Here is a 15,192-nt window from a genome sequence, read left to right on the forward strand (position 1 = left end):
GCTTCAGGCCTGGGCGGCCCGGCGGAGCTCCGTCAGCGCGGTGAACAGGGCGTCGGCGCGGTCGAGGTTCAGCGCCTCTACCTCGCGCGGCAGGCGCTGCAGCGTCTCCCACGCCTCAGCCCAGGGATCAAGCCGCCCGATCCCCTCGCCGGCGCGGTGGGTGGCCAGCCGGTGCACGCGGTCGGCCAACCGGTCGAACAGCAGATTGAACTGGGTCGCGCCCTCGCCGCCGCGGAATTTCTCGGAGATCGACAGGGCGCGGGTCTCGTCGATGCGGGGCAGTTCGGCGAGCAGCTCGCGGGCGGCGTCGTCCATGGCGAGCGCGCCGGTGGCCGCCAGCGACAAGGCTTGCCCCGGCGCGCCATCGGCCATCGTCGCCAGACGGAGCGCCTCCTCGGGGTTCACGTCCGCCCGATGGCTGACGAACTCGGCCGTGGCCTCCACGCCCAACGGGTGGAACGCCAACCGGCGGCACCGCGAGCGGATGGTGGGCAGCAGGCGGCCGGGCGAATGCGAGACCATCAGCAGGACGCCACGCGGCGGGGGCTCCTCCAGCGTCTTCAGGATGGCGTTCGCCGCGTTGACGTTCAGATCGTCCGCCGCATCGATGATCGCCACACGGTGCGGGGCGCTGGCCGGGGACTTGGAGAAGAACTCCGCCAGCTTCCGGGCGTCGTCGACCGGGATCACCTTGCGCGGCTTGCCGTCCGGCCCCTCTCGCTCCAGCACCATCAGGTCGGGATGGCTGCGCGCGCTGACCTGGCGGCTGACGGGATGCTCGACGTCGGCGCCGAGCACACCGTTGTAGCTGTCCGGCGTTGCGCCCAGCAGCCGCCGCGCCGCGCGGTAGGCGAAGGTGGCCTTGCCGACGCCCTCGGGGCCGGTCAGGAGCCAGGCGTGATGCAGCCGGCCTCGCGCACGGGCCGCTTCGAACGCCGCCTCGGCCGCCTCCTGGCCCTGCAGCTGATGGACGTCGCGCGGATGCGGGACCTCGAGCTCAGCCATGGACCGCCAGCCTGGCCTGGACCGCGGCCCAGACGGCGGCCTCGACGCCATCGATGGTCGCCGTGGCGTCGATCACCGCGCAGCGCTCCGGCTCGGCGGCGGCGATGGCCTGGAAGCCAGCGCGCAGGCGTTCGTGGAAGGCCATGCCCTTGGACTCGAACCGCATCTCGGCCCCCGCCCGCGCATGGGCGCGTTCGAGCCCGACTTCGGCCGGCAGGTCGAAGACGAGGGTCAGGTCCGGCCGGGTCGCCTCCAGGATGAAGGTCTCCAGCGCCGTGATGAATTGCGGATCCACGCCACCGGCAGCGCCCTGATAGGCCCGCGTGGAGTCGGCGAAGCGGTCGCAGATCACCCACGCTCCACGCGCCAGCGCGGGGCGGATCACCCGCTCGATATGGTCGCGCCGGGCCGCATACATTAGCAGGGTCTCGGTCGTCGGGCTCCAGCGGTCGGCGTCGCCGCGCAGCACGATGTCGCGGATGCTTTCGGCCCCCGGCGACCCGCCCGGCTCGCGGGTGGTCACGACCTCGCGGCCCTGGCCTTTCAGGCGCGCGGCGAGGCGCTGCACCTGGGTGGATTTCCCGGCGCCCTCGCCGCCTTCGAACGTGATGAACCGACCGCGTGTCACGCGGCCAAATTGGCGCGTTCGGAGGCTTTGTCTAGAAGGCGCGCACCACGCGGGCCTCGGCGAAACCGATCTCGGCCACCCGGTCGCGCAGGGCATAGGCGGCGGCCTCGTCCTGTGGCGCAGGCAGCACCACGCGGTAGAGGGTCAGGCCGTCCCGCTGCAGCGGCTCGATCGACGCCATCCCGGCCGGCGAAAGTTGGGCGACCGCACGCTGGGCGTTCGCCTGGCTCGAGAACGCGCCGGCCTGGATCCGCAGGCCGGCGAGCGACGGCGACGGCGACGCGGCGGCGAGCACCGGACCCTGCCCCTCAATCGGCGCGTTCGAGATCGCCGAGCCCGTAATCGGCGGCAGCGACGAGATGCTGACGTCGTCGGCTGGCCGGGCGCTGGACCCAACGGCGCGCGGCGGCGGAGACCCGGCCGCCAAGACCATGACGTCGTCCGAGGCCCTCGCCGCTGCGACCGGCGCGACGGGCGCCGGCGCCGCCTGGGCGTAGCGCAGTCCGTCGCGCGGGCCGAGCAGCGGCGCCGGTCCCACATAGCGCACGCGAACGTTGGCCAGTCCGGCGCGGTCGTACCCGAGCTGGCGCGCCGCCTCGCGGGAGAGGTCGATGATGCGGTTGTCCACGAAGGGGCCACGGTCGTTGACGCGCACCACCAGCTTCCGGCCATTGTCGAGGTTCGTGACCTCGACCATCGACGGCAGCGGCAACGTCGTGTGCGCCGCCGTGACCGCGTTCATGTCGAACGTCTCGCCGTTGGCGGTCGCCTTCATGTGGAACTGGTCGCCGTACCACGAGGCGATGCCGCGCTGGTCGTAGTTGGGTTGCTCGCGGGGCACGTACCAGATGCCGCCGACCTGATAGGGCTTGCCCACCTTATACTCGCCCTGCCCTGCCGGCGGAGCCTTGCCGAGGCCGTCGGCGCGGCTGGGATAGCGCGGGGTCACACAGGCGGTGACGGACGCTCCGGCCGCTACGATCAGCGCGACGCGAGCTACGCGTCCGACCCACTGAGAATTCGTCATGTCCGCCTCCGACTCGGCGGGAATCTTCGGCGGGGAAGCTTGCGACAGGGTTAACCGTCTATTGCTGGCTGGAGCGGCGAGCCTGGGGTCCGGGTTGGCCTGCTGGCGTCCGAGGCGCGTCGACCATGCGAACTCCTGGCGCGAGCAATCCCGCGACCCGCAACCTTTCCGCGATGCCCAGCGTTAAACTTAGTTAATCGTCTTTCCACGAGCAGCGTCTGCAGGGTCTCGCGGTGAACAGAGGGACCCAGATGCAGCATCACCAAGACGCGCCCCACGCAGCGCCTTCCCCGCCGCCGCCCCGGCAACTGCCGAGTCGCGAGGCCGCCACGTATTTGCCCGGCCTTCGCGCGGTCGAGATAGGCCGCCGGAGTCGTCCGATGATCGTTCGCCAAGGCTGGGCGAGCGAAGAGTATCCATTTCCGGACGGCCGGATTCAGATCGTCCGTTTCCTGCTCCCCGGCGACATCACCGGCATCCCCGGCCTGAATGGACTGGCCACGACCGACGTGCGGGCCGTGACGCGCGTTCGCATGACCTCCGTGGCGGCGGACACCGGCGGCGAGCCGGGCGCGCGGAACGCTGCCCAGCAAGAAATCCGCGTCGCGCTGGATGCGCGGGATCGCCAGCTGCTGGGCCAGATCGTGGGCCTGGGCCGCAAGTCCGCCCGCGAGCGGACTGCGGACTTCCTGCTGGGACTCGGCGAACGCCTGACGGCCGCCGGGATGGCGACGGGTCGGCGGTTGCCCCTCCCTGTCACCCAACAACAGATGTCGGACCACCTGGGCCTCAGCGTGGTGCACGTGAACCGGACCCTCCAACAGCTACGGCGGGAGGGTCTCATCGAGATCAACAACGGCTTCGCGGTGCTGCCGGACCTCGCCGCCCTGGCGACGGCCGCCGGCCCCAGGCTCTGCCATTGACCTCAGCGGCGGAGGCGCCGGCCGGGGCCGGCGCCTCGTGGCCTCAGGCCTTGGCGTCTAGGTCCACCGTCAGCTCCCGCGGCCAGAAGCGTAGCGGCGCGCAGGCGTCGATGAACGCTCGCGCGTCCTTGGCCGAAGCGAGCTTGAGGCACCCTTCGTCCAGGTCCGACAGCAGTCCCGCCTTCTCGAAGAACGTCTCGGCGGCGTCGCTGTAGCCGATGAACTTGCAGTGGCCGAAGGCGTCGTTCACGAAGTCCTTGGCCGCCCCGTCGCCGGCCAGCAGCGCCGCCCCCTCGGGCGAGGCCAGGACCGCGACGGCGTCGAACAGCACCGAGGGGCCTCCGTCGATCTTCTGCCGGGCCGGAACCAGTTGGCCGTCCGACAGCACGGCGCCGGCGATCTTGGGCGCGACGACCTCCACCACGGCGCCGGCCTTGGCGGCGGCTTTCACCAGGGCGTCATAGACCGCCGCATCGGCCCCATCGGTGAGCAGGACGCCCAGCTTGCGCCCCATCAGCGAACCGGGACCGCGCTGGACGATACTGAGGGCCGGCGACGGCGGGAGGTCTTCACGGGTCGGCAGGGCGGCCTGGGCCGGGGGCGGAAGTTCGGTCATGCCCAGCCCGTTCGCCACCGTCCCGGCGAGGCCGGGCTCGATATTGATCAGGTGCGAGACCATCCGGGCGCGGATGTCGGGACGCTCGACCTTGCTGAGCTCGAAGGTCAGGGCGTCGCCGATGTGCTTCTGCTCGATCGCCGTCTGGCTCAGGTAAAACTGGCGAGCCTGGCTGTAGTGGTCGGCGAAGCTCTCGGGCCGCAGTCGAGTCTTCGGCCCATCCGCCTCTTCGGCGAAGCTGCGGAAGCCTCGCTCAGGACTCTCGCGCGGACCGCCCTCGGCGCCCCAGCTGTTCGGCTCGTAGTTCACCCGGCCCTTGGGGTTGAAGAAGGCCATGTGGCCGTCCTGCTGGAAGTTCGCGAACGGGCAGCGCGGCGCATTGATCGGCAGGTGCGTGAAGTTCGGCCCGCCCAACCGCTTCAGCTGGGTGTCGAGGTACGAGAAGTTCCGCCCCTGGAGCAGCGGATCGTTGCTGAAGTCGATCCCCGGGGGAACGTTCTGGGTGCAGAACGCCACCTGCTCGGTCTCGGCGAAGAAATTGTCGACCACCCGGTCGAGCACCAACCGTCCGACCACCCGCACCGGCAGGATCTCTTCGGGAATGATCTTGGTGGGATCCAGGATGTCGAAGTCGAACTGGTCGGCGAACGCCTGGTCGAAAAGCTGCAGCCCCAGTTCCCACTCAGGGAAGGCGCCCAGGTTGATCGCGTCCCAAAGGTCGCGTCGATGGAAGTCCGGATCGGCGCCGTTGATCTTCACCGCCTCGTTCCAGACCACGGACTGCAGGCCCAGCTTCGGCTTCCAGTGGAATTTCACGAAGGTGGAGCGCCCCTCCGCGTCGAGCAGCCGGAAGGTGTGAACCCCGAAGCCCTCCATGAAGCGGAACGATCGCGGGATCGTCCGGTCCGACATGATCCACATGACCATGTGCATGCTCTCGGGCGTGAGCGAGATGAAGTCCCAGAAGTTGTCGTGGGCGGTCTGCGCCTGCGGAAAATCGCGGTCGGGCGCCGGCTTCGCGGCGTGCACGACGTCCGGGAACTTGATCGCGTCCTGGATGAAGAAGACCGGGATGTTGTTGCCGACCAGGTCCCAGTTGCCCTCCCGGGTGTAGAGCTTCACGGCGAAGCCGCGCACGTCGCGGGCGAGGTCGGACGAGCCCTTGTTGCCCGCCACCGTCGAGAAGCGCACGAAGGCCTCGGTACGCTCGCCTACCCGCTGGAAGATGTCCGCCCGGGTGATGTCGGACAGGGACTCGGTCAGTTCGAAGTAGCCGTGGGCCCCATAGCCGCGCGCGTGGACGACGCGCTCCGGAATGCGCTCGTGATCGAAATGGAAGATCTTCTCACGGAAGTGGAAGTCCTCGAGGAGGGCCGGTCCCCGCGCGCCCTGCCGCAGGGTGTTCTGATCGTCCGCGACCGGCGCGCCCTGGCTGGTGGTGAGAATCGCGACATCGCCCTCGGCGATCTGGTGCGTCTCGCCGCCCGCGGCTTGTTGTTCGGCGTAACTTTCGGAAATATCGGGGCGGACCGGCGGCTTCGCCGGCGGGGCGGCCGCCTTCCCTTTGCTACGAGACGTCGTCTTGGGAGGCGCCTTGGCCATCTGTTGTCACCCTGGGCTGAAGTGTCCACGCCCAACGGCGCGGTGAACGCTCCGTTCCGGCGGCCCTCAAAAGGCAGGCCGGGCGGGCGACTTCGCCCGCGGCTCAGGCGAGTGGGTGGCGTGGCGCGGAACCTTGGCGGACGACGCGGATTCCGCCTCCACCGGAATGGAGGCGCCAGATGGCCAACCGCGAAACGATCGATACCGGATCCGACAAGCGCTATGTGCGGCGCGACGACCAGGGCCAGTTCACCGAGGATCAGGTGAACGTGGGCAAGTCGTCGGCCGCCGACCAGCGGCAGCACTCCCAGACGCCTGCGAAGAAGGGCCAGGGCGACCGCGGCGACCGGCAGGGCTGACGGCGTTCAAGGCCATATGGCGGACAGGGGGATTCGAACCCCGCGCCTTCGCTGGGATGTGGGTTCGAATGGCGAGGCCTGGCCAAACTGGCGGACAGGGTGGGATTCGAACCCACGCCTTCGCTGGGATGTGGGTTCGAATAGCGAGGCCTGGCCAAACTGGCGGACAGGGTGGGATTCGAACCCACGGTGGGCGTGAACCCACGGCGGTTTTCAAGACCGCTGCCTTAAACCACTCGGCCACCTGTCCGGAGCGGGGCTTCTAGCAGGCGACGGGCCGCCGCTCCACCAGCCTTGCGGTCAGCTGACCTTTTCGACCTTCGACGACAGGCGCGGCCTCGAATAGGCGTGCCGGGTCATGGTGATGGAGGCGGGCAGGAAGAAGCCGAAGGTCGGCTGGTAGTCGTACACGACGTCTGTGACGATGACGCTCTCGTTGGGCTTGAGATAGCCGCCCGGCACGGAAGGCCCCTCCGAGGAGTTGAAGGACTTCTTGACCGTCCAATCCGTGCGGACCGTGCCGCTCGCGTCGGCGCTGAGGCTGGAGACACGCTGCTGCAGCCGCACATTCGGCAGCGGATACATCATCGAGGCGCTGGCCCCCATGATGTCGTCCAACTCCGTCGAGCTGATCGTCCGGTTTCGCGCGGCGATGTCGGCCATGCTGGCCGCCAGGTGGGCCACGTTTCGCTGGGCGACGTACGCCTGGAAGCCTTCCGCGGCGCCCATGTGCAGCAGGAAGATGAGCGGGAAGATCAGGGCGAATTCGATGGCCGAAACGCCTGAGCGGTCCGCGGCGAGGCGGCGCAGGAGCGTGATCATTCGAAGGGCTCGTTCTTGAAGGCGAAGCGTGAGCTGAGGGTCACGCTCATGGGTCCGTCGCGCCCGTAGGCGGTGGCGACGAACGGCGTCATCAGCGGCCAGGTGTAGTTGGCCTTCACCAGGATGATGTCGTTCTGGCCGCCCTTGTCGAACTGGCCGGCCGGGTCGGAGGTCGCCGCCGCGCCCGCGCTCGAGAAGGCGGCGTACTTCTGGACACTCACGACCAGGCGGTTACGGCAGTCGCCGCCCGGCCCACCCATGGCGCCGCAGACCATGTCCTCGAACGACGAGGCCGAGGTCGGTGCGTCGCTACGGCCGGTGCGGATGCGGCGTGCGGTTTCGAACACGGCGTTGTCCAGGCTGGTGCTCATCATGCTCATGACGCCGATCTCGAAGAGCGACAGCAGAGCAAAGAAGAGCACTGGGGCGATGAGGGCGAATTCGATCGCGCTGACGCCCCTGGCGTCGTTGCGGAAGGCCCTGACGCGGGCGAGGTGCGGCGCAATCCGGAACATGAGCCAAATCTGGCGCAGTTGCACCAACAGCTCGTTGCAAATCGAGGTGAATAGAACTTAACGATCCCGACTAAGGAGAGATTATCCGTCCCGCGATATTCATCACCGTTAATAACAACAGCTCGCAGGATAGATCATGCGCAGGTCAAGCTTCGCCGGGATCGGCCGGCTCGTCAGTCGGGTCGACAATCGCGGTAACGTCGCGATCGTGGCGGCGCTGGCGATGGGGCCGATGGTTCTGGCCGGCATGGGCGCGGTCGACCTCGCCCGCGCGACGAGCGCCAAGTCGCAGCTGCAGGATGCGCTGGACGCCGCCGCCCTGGCCGCCGCGCGCTCGCCCGCGACGGACGACGCAGCCCTTAAGGTCGCAGGCGACCGATATCTCGCCCAAAACCTCGCGCTCGATTCCAGCTTCGACCTGGCGTCGAGCTCGTTCCGGTTCGGCGACAACGGCAACGTCATCGCCTCGGCCCAACTTCAGGTGCGGCCCTACATCGCGGGCCTGCTGAACAACGGCGTCATGGAGATCGGGGCCACGAGCGAGGTCGTGCGGGCCAGCGTGAAGGTCGAGGTCGCGCTGGTGCTCGACACCACCGGGTCGATGGACGAAGGCACCAAGCTTGCGGACATGAAGAAGGCGGCCAAGGACTTCGTCACCAAGATGGAAGAGGCCTCGAACAAGAGTGTCGAGCCCGACTCGGTGAAGATCTCCCTCGTGCCGTTCTCCAACACGGTTCGCGTCGACGGCGCCACCTACCGCAACGCGACCTGGATGGACCAAAGCGGCGCGTCGCCCATCAACGACGAGATCTTCACCACCTCGACCGGGACGCAGCACGCCAACCGCTTCACGCTGTTCTCCACCGCCGGGACCACGTGGCGCGGTTGCGTCGAGATGCGCAAGGCGCCCTACGACGTGCAGGACACCGCCCCGACCAGTGGGACGCCGGCGACCCTGTACACGCCCTTCTTCGCGGTGGACGAACCCGACAGCAAGACCAGCGGCTACGGCTCGGACTATCAGAACGACTACGTCGCCGACGGCACGAGCAGCTCGAACTGGCGCGTCCGCCAGGGCTCGATCACCAAGTATGGCGGATCGAAGAAGGCCACGCTCAGCACGACGTTCGGCCCCAATCGCGGCTGCGGCGTCTCGAAGATGCGGCGGCTGTCGACCGACTTCCAGGGAATCCGAAACGACATTGATGCCCTCAACGCCGACGGAAACACCAACATCCCGATCGGGATGTCCTGGGGCTGGAACACGCTCTCGCCGAACGGCCCGTTCTCGGACGGCGTCGCGTACAACACGCCGAAGCACCAGAAGATCGTCGTGCTGATGACGGACGGCGAGAACACGATCGCCCAGCGCGACACGCCCAACGACGGCACCTACGCGGCCACCGGCTATATCTGGCAGGGACGCGTCATCAAGTCGAACGGCCTGCCCCTGGCCCAGGGCTCCACGGACGAGACGCGTACGGCCGCCCTCGACTATCGCCTGAGCCTGCTCTGCACGAACATGAAGGCCAAGGACATCGAGATCTACACGATCCGGGTGGAGGCGGGTTCTAGCGAACTGCTCGAGGCCTGCGCCACGGACCGCGATCACTACTACAACGTGACGAAGTCCTCGACCCTGACGGCGGTCTTCCAGAGCATCGCCGGCCAGATCGCCGCGCTCCACCTGGCCAAGTAGCCGCGGACGGCAACGACACCTTCTGGGGCGGCTCCGTCACGCGGAGCCGCCCTTTTCGTATCCGTCGGCCTTGGTGTATGCGCCGCCCATGGCAGACGACGAAATCCTGGTGGATGCGCGCGGACATCGTTGTCCGGTCCCGACGCTGCGCCTGCGGCGCGCGCTCGAAGCGGCGCCGGCGGGGACGCGGGTTCGACTGCTCGCCGACGACCCCCTCGCCCGTATCGACGTTCCGCACTTCGCAGCCCAGGCCGGGGCTCAGGTGCTGGAGCAGGCCGAGGCCGACGGCGGATTGAGCTTCGTCGTGGTCAAGCCGGCGGCCTAGGCGCGTCAGGGCTAAGCGGAAGCCGGCTAACCCGCCCGACGCGCACTACACTTATGAACCGGAGCCTGGTTATCAGGCTCAGATGGATCCATCTGAACCGGACAGGTTCTACCCGACAAGGCCGCCCATTTCGGAGGCTAGCGGCACGCGGCGGCGATGCAGCGCGAGTTCCACCTCGGTGGCCAGCGCCCCGCCGAAGAACACGGCGTTCACGTTCCACGAGAGCCAGATCAGGAAGATCACCACGGTGGCGACCGACCCGTAGGTGACGCCAAGCTCCGCGATGTCCTCGACGTAGAAGCCGAGCGCCCACGACGCAAAGATGCAGAGGGCCGCGGCGGCCGCGCCACCCAGCAAGGACGCCCGCCACTCCACCGGCTCGCGCGACATCGCCCAGCGGTAGATCAGCGCCATGCCCAGGGTCATGCCGGCGCTGGCCCAGGTCCATTCGCTGTAGAGCCACAGCGCTCCGCGCAAGGGCCGAAGGTTGAACGTTTCTCCGAGGATCCGAAAGCCGAAGAACACCGTCGACAGGATGCCGAGCGCCGCCAGGGCCGCCATCAGCACCGCCAGGGCCAGGAGGTTGAAGCCCACGAAGCCGCGCGGCTTGTCCTCGTCATGGATGAACGACAGCCCGGCGAGCAGCGCCTTGAAGCCACGGTGCGATGCGTAGCCGCCGATCAGCAACGCGACGCCGCTCTGGACCGAGACCGTCTCTGGCGGAGCCCGCGACAGGCGGACCAGCTCGCTCTGGAAGATCAGCCGCGCCGCATCGGGCATCACTCGAGCCATCGCCTCGCCCTGCGCCGCCACCTGGGTCGGATCGGACAGCAGGCTGTAGAGCCCCATCACGATGGCGAGGGCCGGGAAGATCGCCAGCATGACGAAGAACGAGACACCGCCATTGTAGAGCATCACGTCGCGACCCCAGAGCCGGGTCAGCGACCGGCCCAGCACCGTCAGGCTCAGCCGCAATCCGTGGATGGGATCCCAGTCCCGCTCGCGGAGACGGCGGATCAGATCGGAGACATTCATGCGCGCGGAAGTAGGGCTCGACTCAAGGTCCGGTAAGCCTTGGCCCAAATGGTAACGGCGCGCCACCCGGGTTAGTAGGTGGCGCGCCGCCGATGGGCGTGTCTTTCCATCCGGGCCGGCCGCCGCTTCGAGGGACGGGAGAGCGCGACGTCCGATCCGGGGGACAAGGTGCGCCCCGGCGGCTGAACCGCGGCTGAACGGCGCTTTCAGATAACGTGTTGTTACACTTCAGCTTAGGCGAGCGCGCCCGACGTCTTCAGCGTTCCGATCTCACTTTCGGAGAAGCCCCAGTCGCTCAGCGCTTCGCGGTCATGCGCGCCGATGGCGGGGGGCGGCCCCTGGATCTTTCCGGGCGTGGCGGAGAAGCGCGGGGCGGGCGCGGGCTGGATCACGCCGCCCAGGTCGACGAAGGTTTCGCGCGCCGCGTTGTGCGGATGCTTCGGCGCCTCGTCCAGATCGAGCACGGGAGCGAAGCAGACGTCCGTGCCGCCCATGATCTCCGTCCACTCGTCTCGCGTCTTCTGGGCGATCACGTGGGCGAGCTTTTCGCGCAGGGCGGGCCACGCCGAGCGGTCGTGCTGCTTCTGGAACTCCGGGTCGTTGATGCCCGTCTTCTCCAGCAGCAGCGCGTAGAACTGCGGCTCGATCGAGCCGATCGAAACCCACTTCCCGTCGCTGCACTGATAGGTGTCGTAGAAGTGGGCCCCGCCATCCAGCATGTTGGAGCGCCGCTCCTCCTTCCAGATGCCGGCGGCCTTGAAGCCGTAGAACATGGCCATCAGCGAGGCCGCGCCGTCGCTCATGGCGCAGTCGATGACTTGGCCCTTGCCGGTCTCGCGGGCCTGGATCACGCCGGCCAGCAGGCCGAAAGCCAGATAGAGCGCCCCGCCCCCGAAGTCGCCGACGAGATTGAGCGGCGGAACCGGCTTGTCCGTTGTGCCGATGGCGTGCAGCGCCCCTGTGATGGCGATGTAGTTCATGTCATGGCCGGCGGCCATGGCGTAGGGGCCGGTCTGTCCCCAGCCGGTCATGCGGCCGAACACCAGCTTGGGATTGCGCTTCAGGGCGACGTCCGGCCCCAGGCCCAGGCGCTCCATCACGCCGGGACGGAACCCCTCGATCACGGCGTCGGCCGTGGCCATCAGCTTCAGGCAGGCCTCCACCGCCTCGGGCGTCTTCAGGTCGAGCGCCACCGAGCGGCGGCCGCGCGCGGTGATGTCGGAAGGTGCGCCCCTGCCCTGCCCCTTGCGGTCGATCCGCACGACGTCGGCGCCGAGATCCGACAGCAGCATGCCGCAGAAGGGTCCCGGGCCGATGCCGGCGAACTCGACGATCTTCAGGCCGGTGAGCGGTCCCTGGCGCATGAACTTACTTCCTCCCTCTATCGCGGCCGATCTAAGCGGCTTGCCCCTCGGTCAGCCAACCCGTCCGCCGTCCGTTCAGCCGCCCCCCGGAAGCGACTGGCCGTCGTCGACGGTGATCAGGCTGCCGGTCATGGCGCTCGCCGCGGGGCCGGCCATGAGCAGGAACGCCTCGTCCAGGTCGGCGGCGTCCATCAACCGCCGGCGCGGGAAGCCCTTCAGCTGCTTCTGGCCGCCCTCGGTCGGCCACCACGCGTCGTTGATGGCTGTCTCGATGTAGCCCGGCGCCAGCGCGTTCACGGCGATGCCCTTCCGGGCCCACTCGCGGGCGAGGCTCTTCGTCAGCATGGCCACGGCCGCCTTGGAGCCGCAGTACGCCGAGAGGCCCGGCAGGACCGTGTGGCTGGCGATCGAGGCGATGTTGACGATTCGCCCCTCGACGCCCGCGGCGATCATCCGCTTCGCCGCCTCGCGGGCCGCGAAGAACAGGCCGCGCACGTTGACGGCAAAGGTCTGGTCGAAGTCTTCGATCGAGATGTCGAGGGCCAGCCCCTCGCCGCCCACACCCGCGTTGTTGACCAGAATGTCGAGCCCGCCCAATTCCGCCTGGACCTTGTCCATGGCGGGGGCGACCGCGTGGGCGTCCGCGACGTCGAGGGCGAGCGCAATAGCGCGGCCGCCCTCGGCGTTGATCCCGTCCGCCAAGGCCTGAATCTTGTCGACCCGCCGCGCCGTCACCGCCACCGCAGCGCCGTTGGCCGCCAGCAACCGGGCGAAATGAGCGCCCAGACCGCCGCTCGCGCCCGTGACCAGCGCCACCTTCCCGGTCAAATCAACAGCCAAGACGCACCCTCCTGCGACAATGAAACCCTTCCGCAACCTGCGCGCGGGTATGGGACAACTCTTCCGGCCCTGCGTGATTCCTCTTAGGACAGATCAGGGCGCGAATGGATGGGGATATGGCGACAGGGGTCCAGGCGCGAGTGCTGATTGTCGCTCGCGACGATTCCACGGCCGGCCCTCTGGCGGAGGGACTGGACCGGCTGGGCTGGCGCACGGTCACCGCGCGCAGCGAAGCCGCGGCCGCCGTGGCCCTCTCCGATCTCCAGATCCAGGCCGCCATCGTCGATCTCGCCGAGATGGACGAGAACGCCGCGGGCCTGGCCGACCGGCTGCGCGCCGCCTGCGCCCCACGCCGTCTGCCGATCATGGCGATGGGCGCTCTCGATCCGTTCCAGAAGGACCTCGGATACGACCTCACCCTGGCCGCGCCGCTGCATCCGGCCCAGGCCGCCATGCGGCTCGAGAGCCTGGTCCGCACCGCGGTCGCGGAGGAAGAGTTCGAAGTCCGGCTCGAGACTTTCGCCGAGCGTGGCCACACCCTGGATGCGCCCGAGAGCGATCCGCATCCGTTCCGCGTGCTGGCCATCGGCGAGCCCGCGCCGCAGTTCCTGGCCCTCTCCAACGCTTTGCAGCGCAACGGCGCCGAGGTGGTGGGCGCCTTCACCGCCTTCACGGCCTTCGACTATCTGCACGAGCGGCCGTTCGACGCCGTGGTCCTGTGGGCGGGCGACAACCCGCACGAGGCGCTCTCGATCGCCGCGGGCCTGCGCCGCAACACCCGCCTCTACCACACGCCCGCGCTGCTCTACATGCGCGCCGAATCGGCGGTCACGGCGGCCGAGGCTTATCACCGGGGCATCTCCGACGTGGCTTCGCCCGAGACGCCCGAGAGCGAGACGGCGCTGCGCGTGGTCGAGCTGGCCCGCGCGTTCCGCCGCCAGAAGGCCGTGCGCGCGGCCCTGGAACAGGCGCGCAGTTCCGGCCTGATGGACGCCGCCACCGGCCTGTTCACCCGCGATCTGTTCGCGGGCCACCTGATGCGGCTGGCCCGCAGCGCCCGCGAACGCAACCGGCCGTTGAGCGTCTGCATGCTCAAGGTCTCGGAGAAGCCCGACCTCAAGGCGCCGCGCGCCGGCGGCTGGGTCGCCCGCGCCGTTCCGCAGATCGGCTCGATGATCGGCCGCCTGGTCCGGGTGGAGGACACGGCCGCGCGCTTGGCGCCCGAGGTCTTCGCGCTTGCCCTGCCCGCGACACCCTTGCACGCGGCGCGCGCGGCGGGCGAGCGCATCGCCGCGGTGATCGGCTGCACGGCGTTCGAAGCGGGCCAGGGCGCCACGCCCTTCGTCGTCGAGTTCGACCTGGGCGTCGCCGAAGTGGCGTCGCCGGAAAGTGTGGGCTACGCCTTGGAGCAGGCGGCCGCGATGGCCCATACGCTCAAGGCCAGTTGATGCCCCAAGTCACCTTCGGCGCCATGCCTCCCGGCGTCGGCTATTGGACCTACCTGATCCCGCTCATCGTCGTCGCCATGGTGATCCTGCGCAACGCGCGGGCCCGGACGCTGCGGGTCGAGCGGCTGTGGATCTCGCCGGCGATCATCATGCTGCTGGCGGTGCTGGCGTTCAGCCACAACCCGCCGCCCGGCCCCATCGGCCTGGCGCTCGACCTGGCGGCGGTGGCGCTGGGCGCCCTCCTCGGCTGGTGGCGTGGTCGCGCCAGCACCTTCACGGTCGATCCCGCCACCCACGTGGTGACCAGCAAGGTCTCGCCTCTGGGCATGCTGCTGATCCTGGGGATCTTCGGCCTGCGCTATCTCCTGCGGGGCGCCGTGGCCGGCGAGTCGTCGATGCTCCACCTGACGGCCGCCGAGGCGACCGACAGCTTCCTGCTGCTCGCCGTGGGCGTTGTCTCGGCCCAGCGGCTTGAATGGTGGATCCGCGCCCGCAGGATGATCGCCGACTCCCGGTCGGCGGCCGCCGGGTAGCTACTTCTTCGCCGGCGCGGCCTTCGCCGCGGGGGCCGGCGCCGCGGGGGCCGGCGCCGCGCCGACCTGCTTCGAGAGCCTGGCGTTCATGGCCTGCAGATCGCCGCCGTTACGGCTGAGCTCGTTGCCGCAGCGGGTCAGCTCGACCTGGGCCTGCTGCGCCGTCAGCTTCTTGCCCTCGGCCAGCATGGTCGGTTCGATCCGCGACAGCGGTCCGCGCGCCCCAAGGCGGCCGAGGTAGTAGAACACGCCCATCGAGGCCTTTTCGCGCTGCGCGGGGTCGCGGCTGATGGTCTGCAGGACCAGCAGGCAGCGGACGTCGGGCCCGTCGGCTTCCTGCGCCAGGGCCGGCGATGCGAGGCCAGCCAGGACGGCTGCGGCGGCGAAGGCGGTCACGGCGTGACGCATGTCGGATCTCCTCGGGGGTGGCGCAGACTGCGTCCCGCCCTCT

16 protein-coding genes and 2 tRNA genes are annotated in these 15,192 nt (G+C 69.0%); 6 read left to right on the plus strand and 12 right to left on the minus strand.

Annotated features, from left to right (window positions below):
- Positions 1–3: 3 nt before the first annotated feature.
- From ACODSY_RS08725 to ACODSY_RS08735, 3 genes are read right to left on the minus strand one after another with little or no spacing between them, the layout of a single operon-like run.
- The gene (locus ACODSY_RS08725; protein ID WP_488951325.1) at positions 4–1,005 is read right to left on the minus strand and encodes a DNA polymerase III subunit delta'; all 1,002 of its coding nucleotides are present in this window, start codon (positions 1,003–1,005) and stop codon (positions 4–6) included.
- Entirely contained in the window at positions 998–1,633 is a 636-nt protein-coding gene (gene tmk / locus ACODSY_RS08730) for a dTMP kinase (protein ID WP_488951326.1), read from the minus strand. The genes ACODSY_RS08725 and tmk overlap by 8 nt, the downstream gene beginning before the upstream one ends.
- Before the next feature lie 31 nt (positions 1,634–1,664).
- Positions 1,665–2,660, minus strand: a complete 996-nt coding sequence (locus tag ACODSY_RS08735) for a septal ring lytic transglycosylase RlpA family protein (RefSeq protein ID WP_488951327.1) — start codon at positions 2,658–2,660, stop codon at positions 1,665–1,667.
- A gap of 380 nt (positions 2,661–3,040) precedes the next feature.
- On the opposite strand from ACODSY_RS08735, the gene ACODSY_RS08740 reads away from it, so the two are divergent.
- Positions 3,041–3,583: a Crp/Fnr family transcriptional regulator gene (locus ACODSY_RS08740; protein WP_488951328.1), complete on the plus strand. Its 543-nt coding sequence runs from the start codon at positions 3,041–3,043 to the stop codon at positions 3,581–3,583.
- Between the two features lie 43 nt (positions 3,584–3,626).
- Here ACODSY_RS08740 and katE read toward each other — a convergent pair whose 3' ends face one another.
- A complete protein-coding gene (gene katE / locus ACODSY_RS08745; RefSeq protein WP_488951329.1) occupies positions 3,627–5,801 on the minus strand; it encodes a catalase in 2,175 nt (724 codons plus the stop codon).
- Positions 5,802–5,980: 179 nt separating this feature from the next.
- On the opposite strand from katE, the gene ACODSY_RS08750 reads away from it, so the two are divergent.
- Positions 5,981–6,160, plus strand: coding sequence for a hypothetical protein (locus ACODSY_RS08750; RefSeq protein WP_488951330.1), 180 nt, complete (start codon positions 5,981–5,983; stop codon positions 6,158–6,160).
- Between the two features lie 88 nt (positions 6,161–6,248).
- Here the strand turns inward: ACODSY_RS08750 and ACODSY_RS08755 are convergent.
- From ACODSY_RS08755 to ACODSY_RS08770, 4 genes are all read right to left on the minus strand, one after another.
- Positions 6,249–6,328: transfer RNA gene (locus ACODSY_RS08755), tRNA-OTHER, on the minus strand.
- Positions 6,321–6,410: transfer RNA gene (locus tag ACODSY_RS08760), tRNA-Ser, on the minus strand. The genes ACODSY_RS08755 and ACODSY_RS08760 overlap by 8 nt, the downstream gene beginning before the upstream one ends.
- Positions 6,411–6,460: 50 nt before the next feature.
- Entirely contained in the window at positions 6,461–6,982 is a 522-nt protein-coding gene (locus tag ACODSY_RS08765) for a TadE/TadG family type IV pilus assembly protein (protein ID WP_488951331.1), read from the minus strand.
- Complete coding sequence (locus tag ACODSY_RS08770) at positions 6,979–7,497, minus strand: TadE/TadG family type IV pilus assembly protein (RefSeq protein WP_488951332.1); 519 nt, start codon at positions 7,495–7,497, stop codon at positions 6,979–6,981. The genes ACODSY_RS08765 and ACODSY_RS08770 overlap by 4 nt, the downstream gene beginning before the upstream one ends.
- Before the next feature lie 136 nt (positions 7,498–7,633).
- Between ACODSY_RS08770 and ACODSY_RS08775 the strand changes: the two genes are divergently transcribed.
- Together ACODSY_RS08775 and ACODSY_RS08780 are read left to right on the plus strand one after the other, a co-directional pair.
- Positions 7,634–9,196, plus strand: coding sequence for a pilus assembly protein TadG-related protein (locus ACODSY_RS08775; protein WP_488951333.1), 1,563 nt, complete (start codon positions 7,634–7,636; stop codon positions 9,194–9,196).
- Positions 9,197–9,284: 88 nt separating this feature from the next.
- Positions 9,285–9,521: a sulfurtransferase TusA family protein gene (locus ACODSY_RS08780; RefSeq protein WP_488951334.1), complete on the plus strand. Its 237-nt coding sequence runs from the start codon at positions 9,285–9,287 to the stop codon at positions 9,519–9,521.
- A gap of 108 nt (positions 9,522–9,629) precedes the next feature.
- On the opposite strand, the gene ACODSY_RS08785 is transcribed toward ACODSY_RS08780, so the two are convergent.
- From ACODSY_RS08785 to ACODSY_RS08795, 3 genes are all read right to left on the minus strand, one after another.
- Positions 9,630–10,556 carry a YihY/virulence factor BrkB family protein gene (locus ACODSY_RS08785; protein ID WP_488951335.1) on the minus strand — a complete coding sequence of 309 codons (927 nt, stop codon included), beginning with the start codon at positions 10,554–10,556 and terminating at the stop codon, positions 9,630–9,632.
- Positions 10,557–10,789: 233 nt separating this feature from the next.
- Positions 10,790–11,920 carry a CaiB/BaiF CoA transferase family protein gene (locus tag ACODSY_RS08790; protein ID WP_488951336.1) on the minus strand — a complete coding sequence of 377 codons (1,131 nt, stop codon included), beginning with the start codon at positions 11,918–11,920 and terminating at the stop codon, positions 10,790–10,792.
- A 75-nt stretch (positions 11,921–11,995) separates the two neighbouring features.
- On the minus strand, positions 11,996–12,760 hold the full coding sequence (locus ACODSY_RS08795; RefSeq protein ID WP_488951337.1) for an SDR family NAD(P)-dependent oxidoreductase: 765 nt from the start codon (positions 12,758–12,760) through the stop codon (positions 11,996–11,998).
- Between the two features lie 116 nt (positions 12,761–12,876).
- Between ACODSY_RS08795 and ACODSY_RS08800 the strand changes: the two genes are divergently transcribed.
- Both ACODSY_RS08800 and ACODSY_RS08805 read left to right on the plus strand, forming a co-directional pair.
- On the plus strand, positions 12,877–14,208 hold the full coding sequence (locus ACODSY_RS08800) for a diguanylate cyclase domain-containing protein (protein WP_488951338.1): 1,332 nt from the start codon (positions 12,877–12,879) through the stop codon (positions 14,206–14,208).
- A complete protein-coding gene (locus ACODSY_RS08805; protein ID WP_488951339.1) occupies positions 14,208–14,741 on the plus strand; it encodes a CcdC protein domain-containing protein in 534 nt (177 codons plus the stop codon). Before ACODSY_RS08800 ends, ACODSY_RS08805 begins: the two co-directional genes overlap by 1 nt.
- On the opposite strand, the gene ACODSY_RS08810 is transcribed toward ACODSY_RS08805, so the two are convergent.
- On the minus strand, positions 14,742–15,149 hold the full coding sequence (locus ACODSY_RS08810; RefSeq protein WP_488951340.1) for a hypothetical protein: 408 nt from the start codon (positions 15,147–15,149) through the stop codon (positions 14,742–14,744). It lies immediately after the preceding gene.
- Positions 15,150–15,192 lie beyond the last annotated feature (43 nt).

It is taken from the genome of Phenylobacterium sp. FG114, assembly GCF_057809855.1.